General features: G+C 34.4%; 8 protein-coding genes. 2 read left to right on the top strand and 6 right to left on the bottom strand.

Annotation, left to right across the window (positions count from 1 at the left end; genetic code table 11):
- Window positions 1–422 precede the first annotated feature (422 nt).
- A complete protein-coding gene (locus QZ659_RS19820) occupies window positions 423–965 on the top strand; it encodes a plasmid mobilization protein (protein WP_291728714.1) in 543 nt (180 codons plus the stop codon).
- Between the two features lie 12 nt (window positions 966–977).
- Window positions 978–1943 carry a relaxase/mobilization nuclease domain-containing protein gene (locus tag QZ659_RS19815; RefSeq protein ID WP_291728712.1) on the top strand — a complete coding sequence of 322 codons (966 nt, stop codon included), beginning with the start codon at window positions 978–980 and terminating at the stop codon, window positions 1941–1943.
- Between the two features lies 1 nt (window position 1944).
- Here QZ659_RS19815 and QZ659_RS19810 read toward each other — a convergent pair whose 3' ends face one another.
- The 6 genes from QZ659_RS19810 to QZ659_RS19785 all read right to left on the bottom strand — a co-directional run.
- Entirely contained in the window at window positions 1945–2301 is a 357-nt protein-coding gene (locus QZ659_RS19810; protein WP_291728710.1) for a hypothetical protein, read from the bottom strand.
- Complete coding sequence (locus QZ659_RS19805) at window positions 2282–2614, bottom strand: hypothetical protein (RefSeq protein ID WP_291728709.1); 333 nt, start codon at window positions 2612–2614, stop codon at window positions 2282–2284. Before QZ659_RS19805 ends, QZ659_RS19810 begins: the two co-directional genes overlap by 20 nt.
- A gap of 92 nt (window positions 2615–2706) precedes the next feature.
- Window positions 2707–4353, bottom strand: coding sequence for a type IV secretory system conjugative DNA transfer family protein (locus tag QZ659_RS19800; protein WP_291728708.1), 1647 nt, complete (start codon window positions 4351–4353; stop codon window positions 2707–2709).
- Window positions 4346–4636 carry a hypothetical protein gene (locus tag QZ659_RS19795; RefSeq protein WP_291728707.1) on the bottom strand — a complete coding sequence of 97 codons (291 nt, stop codon included), beginning with the start codon at window positions 4634–4636 and terminating at the stop codon, window positions 4346–4348. Before QZ659_RS19795 ends, QZ659_RS19800 begins: the two co-directional genes overlap by 8 nt.
- The gene (locus QZ659_RS19790; RefSeq protein WP_291728706.1) at window positions 4633–4899 is read right to left on the bottom strand and encodes a hypothetical protein; all 267 of its coding nucleotides are present in this window, start codon (window positions 4897–4899) and stop codon (window positions 4633–4635) included. Before QZ659_RS19790 ends, QZ659_RS19795 begins: the two co-directional genes overlap by 4 nt.
- Window positions 4896–6073 (bottom strand): hypothetical protein (locus QZ659_RS19785; RefSeq protein WP_291728705.1); only part of this gene is annotated, 1178 nt, incomplete at its 5' end. The genes QZ659_RS19790 and QZ659_RS19785, both read right to left, overlap by 4 nt.

Here is a 6073-nt window from a genome sequence, read left to right as displayed (position 1 = left end):
ATTTTACAGCATTATTTTTTTACCATTGAATTGAAGAATAGGAGGAGTACATGAAATAGTGTGCTTCTCTTTTTTTAGTGTAGTTACGTTTGTTTTTGTAAACCTTTTTGAAGTGTTGTTTTTATGAATGTAAAGGAAGGATAAAAGGCTACTGTACCCTTATCTTTTTTCTTTTGGTTGCAAAGAATTTTTTTTGAAGTCTTTTGTAGATCATATAAGTGGAGTTGCAACAAGATGGTATAAAAGGGAGGAGTGAAGGCTTGGTGGTGTAAAAGTATAAAGTGGTGGTGTATGCTTGGCAAGATTGCAATTCCGTCACGAAGTTTTGAGAAATGACACGGAATTGCTATCTTGCCAAAAGGGAGACCCCTTTGGAATCCCCCCAAATACTATCACAAGGTATTAATTAATGCGAATAATTTATGATGAAATTTCCAACACTTCAAGAGTACCTTCAATCAAAAGGAGTCAGCAAAAAAACTTCCAAAAAGAAGATAGAAAAACATAAGGAAACTTATAAAAAATTATATCGCAGTCACTACTATAAAACAAAAGAAGCCAATCAAAAAGCCATTAAAATTAATCCTACATTTAGAGAGTATCAATTGCTTTGTAGAGTTGCCAAAGAACATAAAAAAAGAGTTTCTACTTATGTTCGAGAAGCAGCAATTGCATACTCCAAAAAGGAATATATTGCTCCTGATGAAAGCCTTGTATATGACCTTATTGCAGAGCTAAATTCCATCGGTTCAAACATCAATCAAGTCGTTCATCAGCTTCATGCAATAAGGGCTTATAATGATGCTGCCCACTATGAAAAATTACTGAAAGTGGTAAAAAAATGTAAACAAAAAGTAAATACTTTTTTGACAGAACCGCCCGAAATAGAGGAAGTGTTGAGCAATTATTTAAGCAAAAATCCTTCTGAAAAACAGCGATTTCTTGAGTTAATCGAGCGATTGTAAAAGCGTTAAGTTATGATAATTAACAGCAATACCCGAAAAGATATTTCTTTTCGTCAGCTAGTCGGCTACATCTATGAGGAACATTTGCATAGGGCAGATGGGGAGGAAATAGAGGAAGAAAAGAGGGATGAAAGAGACTTTATTTTGTTACATAATTTTCAAGATTATGGGGTAGATTTGGAGAATACAGAGGAAATTGCCAATGCTTTTTTAGAGAATGATAAGCAACGAAGAAGGCGTAAAAATGGTGTAACCATGTACCATGAAATAGCGAGTTTTGCTCCAGAAGATCAAGACAAAATGACTCGCTCTATGCTCTATGATATGGCTCGAAAATACATCGAATTAAGGGCGAAGAATGGTTTGGTTTTAGCACGTCCTCATTTTGATAAAGATCATGTTCATATCCATTTTATGATAAGTGGGAATGAGCAAGGAAACAATCGTTCAATGCGAGTGAGTAAGGAGCAGTTTAAGGGGCAACGTAGGGCAATGGAGGAGTATCAATTGTCCAACTATCCGCAGCTCTCTAAATCCTATGTACAAAGTAGGGATGGTGTTCAGAAGAAGCAAAAATACAACCGTACCAAACAGGAAAAGGTCAAGAGGCAAATGGAAAAACGAACTGCTAAATTTTCAATATTTGCTTTGATTTTAGAAGAATTTGAAGCAGCTATTTCTAAAGCTCATAATCTCAAAACACTTGTGAAAGAAATCAAAGGGAAGGGCTATCAAGTGTATGAAAGAAGGGGACAAGCGACAGGTATTGTGGTCAATAATAAGAAGTATCGTTTTACCACTTTGGCTGCGAAAACTAAGTATAATAAAAAAATGGAATTGATACTTTCCAATAAAAAAGTAGCCCTAGAAACAGAGCGTAGAATTGAAAAAGATTTAGCTGATTTGAGACGATTACGAGAGAAACGAGAGCGAGAACAGGAACGAAATAGAAAAAATAACAATGGTAGAAAACGATAAATTATCGCTCCCTACCATCCTTTTCTTGCCCATATCGCCCTCTTTCATTTTGCCTTTCTTGGTTCTTTTTACGCAGATCGGCAAGGTCTTTTTCTCGCTTTTTGTTTGGGAAAACTTGCTTCCATTCGCTTGTTTTTTCCAACTCTTTTTCCATCTTTTTTTGCTCTGTGAGTTCATCAATGGCTTGTTGGAAAAAGGCTCTGTGTTGACGTTTAGCTACCCATTTAGGTAGTGGCATAAGCCATCCCACAAAGCCACTATTAACGTTTCTTTTCCATTGTATAAATTGTTGAGTTGCCTTTTTTTGAGCTTTTAAAGTAATCTCTTGTTCTTCCTTTTTAGTAAGCTGAATTTTCATAAGAATATTTTTTTTCTATGGTTAACATTTGAATAATAAACTCTGTGTGAAAGTCTAAATCTGCCTTTTCCTCTTTTAGCTTTTGGACTATTTGCTGATAGATTTTTTGATGAATTGTCCAACGGTTTTGCTTTGCTCCTTTGATACGATCATAAATTCCGAGTACAAAAGATTTGGAATGACATCGAAACAGAAAATGAAGCCTCTGGATGGGGAGGATAATCACATCTGAAAGTTTCGCCAATACTCTAAAGACTAGAGCCAAAGGAGAAAAGATAATTTTCAACACGATATTGGTAATGCTGTTATCCATGTTCAGTAGGATTAAATAAGATTAATCCTACTTATAGCACAGATTTCTTTGAAAGTCAAAAAATCAAAGGAGGTCAAACATACCTTTATGGTTCAATCCTCTAATTGTATGTAATCAATTGAATCTATTGTTGTACTTAATAATGAAGCATCTACCTCATAATTTTCTAAGCAACTTCTTTTGAATAGTCGCCTATGCTTATAATATGGTTTTACCTTCAACTTCACAGGCTTCCGAGTACTACTAATATATAGAATTGTATTCTTGGGAAGCATTCGTATTTGATTGGCAAATAATACGTTTGTACCCTGCTCTCGACCATTACTATCTGCAACAGTTGTTCGCCCAAGCATAGACTCTATATTCTTACAAGTTTCATGTGATAAGCCGCCTAAAAAAACTTTGTGATTGATTGCTCCAAGTATGGCTTTTGCTTTGATTTGTCCATACTGTACAGATAACTGATTGATGTCCTGAAGTATCAATAAAGCCCCTGCATTGTACTTTCTTAATTGAGATAAATACACATCCAGTTCATTAATTCTAAGTATTCCAATCTCTTCCAATAAGAAGAAAATGGATCTCTGATTTTGGACTTTTTCTTTCATACAAAAATCCATCAATTGAGTGGTCAGAATATTTATAAGTGGTGCATAATAAGGTAAATTAATTTCTGGAAATTGTAGAAAGAGAACTGTTTTTTCTTGTCGGAATAAATTAAAATCAAGTGTGTCACCTGATACCAACCAAGCAATACCATCATCTCCTCCAAACTTCTCTAGGGCAGTTTGAGCAGTAGAAAGAAAGGAGGTAAACTCCTTACTATTGGCTGCTAAAATTCCTTTAAATTCTTTGGCAGTACTTTCATCTACATTTTCTAGAATGAAGCGTTCTGTTTGCTCTCGATTAAATTCAAATTCCGATAGCATACGGTAAGCATTGGGCAAATGTGCTTGGCTAGGCACTTGATTTTTGATAGCAACCAAAAAGCATTTAAGTAAGCGTTTTGCCGAACTTGTCCAATAACTGTCAGACTCCCCTTTGGAAGTGTAAGCCATCTTAATTAGTGTTTCTGATAGTTTAGATACATCACTTGTATTCTTACATCGAAGCAAGGGATTAAAACGGATGGAGTGCTTTAGATTATTAACATTGAGCCGAAGAATATTATAACCATTCTCATGGAGGTATCCACTTGTTTCATATAACTCTTGACTCGGATCCATAACAATCCAAGAAGCGTTTTTGGTTTTAAGTAAAGAAGGAAAAGCAGTAATAGTTGACTTTCCTGAACTTGGAGGACCGACCACAATCATCCCTGCATAAGAATCATTTTTACTGATACTAACCTTTGAGCCAATGCTAAAGCCTTGGTAACTACTTTTTAAAAATTTGCGTCTCGTCCAGAAGTCGGCAAATTCTGCATTTCCGAAAAGTTTTTTCTTCTTTTTCCAAAACATGAAATTGATAGTACCTAGATATGTTTTGAGGGTAACTACCAAACTCGTAACTAAAATAAAAATGCTTTTACTTCCCTGCCCTAATGTTTTAAATATCTTTTCAGGATATAAAAAAAGAATAAAAAGACCTACCCATAATTGCCAAAAAAACAAAGAATCTAAACGCATCAATAAGGGAGTAATCCATAATGATACGCTATAACTAACCAAATAAAATTTGATGAAATAAGCAAGTCCTCCAGACAGAAGACTTGCCCCTAAAAATCTACTACTATCCATATTTACCTCCTTTTTTGCCTTTACCAAATACTCTAGAAATGAAATGAAATATTCCTTGTATAATATTTGAGAGAACATAAAATATTCCCTTTCCTATATGAAAGATTAAATTTAGTGCTTGTGAAAAAATACTGCTTCCTAATTTTGGTAAGAAAGCAATTACTGCCCCGATACTAAGTGCAATGGGATCATCTAAGCCAAAGAATACATGAATTGGAGCAGCTATAAGAATGGTTAAAATAAGTCTAAGACTAAATGATACACCTATATAATTTTTACTCATGATGCTTCTTTTTTATCTTTTTTAAATAGAGAAAAAATATTACTTTTCTTCTTTTCATTTGAGGCTTTATTCTCTTTTTCTTTCTCTTTAGGTTTAATATTTTTGCTGACTTTATGTAGCATACTAGACAAAGAAGTGGCTAGAGTAATCATCATTTGACCAACAAACTCCCCTACTGTTCTAATCATATTTGCAGCTATTTTTGTTAGTATTGCCACCATCTTTATTACTGCTTTTATTGCTTCAAAGATTGCTCTAATCATAATATTTCATTTTGAGTTTGGAAGCGACTTACTGTCGCTCCCTTAGTGATAAAATAAGATTGATAAACTCGTTCAACTTCTACTCTGTGTTGGTCGTATTGTGATTCTGTGCGACTCTTATATGCAAAAATGACATCTAGCCCTTTTAGTGATTCGCATTCACAGTAGTAATCAAGAAAGTCAATTATATCAGTTGAGTTTTCTCTGATTTTTTTTGGAGTCATTTTGAGAAAACTTTTTTCATTGGTATGTTCCAATGAATCAGTGTAAAGAACCAATTGTTTCTTTCTATAGGGCTGATTTAAGGTGTGATGAATCACATCAAAAAGAGGTTTAGCAATTCTGCTTTGGGAATAGCCCTCCTTTGGAAGGTTAATCTGGCTTACAGTATTATCCCAATTTCCTACAAATCGTTTCAACTCTTTTGCTGTTCTTCTTTTTTCTAAAGCAGCAGCTTTGGAAAGAGTAGGTAATGTTATACTGTAATGTTCTAATCCTGTTTGAGGCTGTAATATGAAAATATCTGTTTGTCCATAATGAGCAGTTGGATTATTTAAACTATTTCCTAGACCTTTTAAAGCATCTTCTCCAGAGCCAAGTGCATCTGTTACATTTATAGCCCCTCCAGAAGGATCAATAAAAATAGAACGTACAGTCGTTTCTTGTACCTCGCAACTTGTACAAAAGCAAAGAAGAAATAGTAATAAGGATGTAATTGTACCATTTAGACCAAGCCTTTTTTGACGACGTTTTTGTCTTTCTTCTTTTAGGCGAATAGCTTCTTGAATGGCTTGTTCTTCCTTTTGAGCTTGTTCCGTTTGCTGTTTACTTAATTTGTCTTTTTCAATGCCTTTATAAAATTCATTTTTCTCTGCACCATCTAGCCCATCTTCCATTGTTTCAATGGTAGAGTTGAGTTCTATGGTGTTTTGAAGTTCAAAATCTTTAACCTCTTTTTGACGTTCAACAATTTCCTCTTCTTTTTGAATTCGGTTATTATTGTGTTGTTCAGCAATAACTCGTAGAGCATGATATTTGATTGTTGCTTTATTTTGATAAAGATTAGCTGATACAGCATAAGTAACAATGTAGGCAGCAGAACTAAGGCAAATAGTCATTAGGTTATACCTACCCAAAGGGGAGAATTTGCCCACGCTATTTTGCGTAACTAATT

Origin of the sequence: Bernardetia sp. (assembly GCF_020630935.1) — a bacterium.
In the GTDB taxonomy this organism is placed as follows: Bacteria; Bacteroidota; Bacteroidia; order Cytophagales; family Bernardetiaceae; genus Bernardetia.
This window is presented reverse-complemented; position numbering and strand designations above follow the sequence as displayed.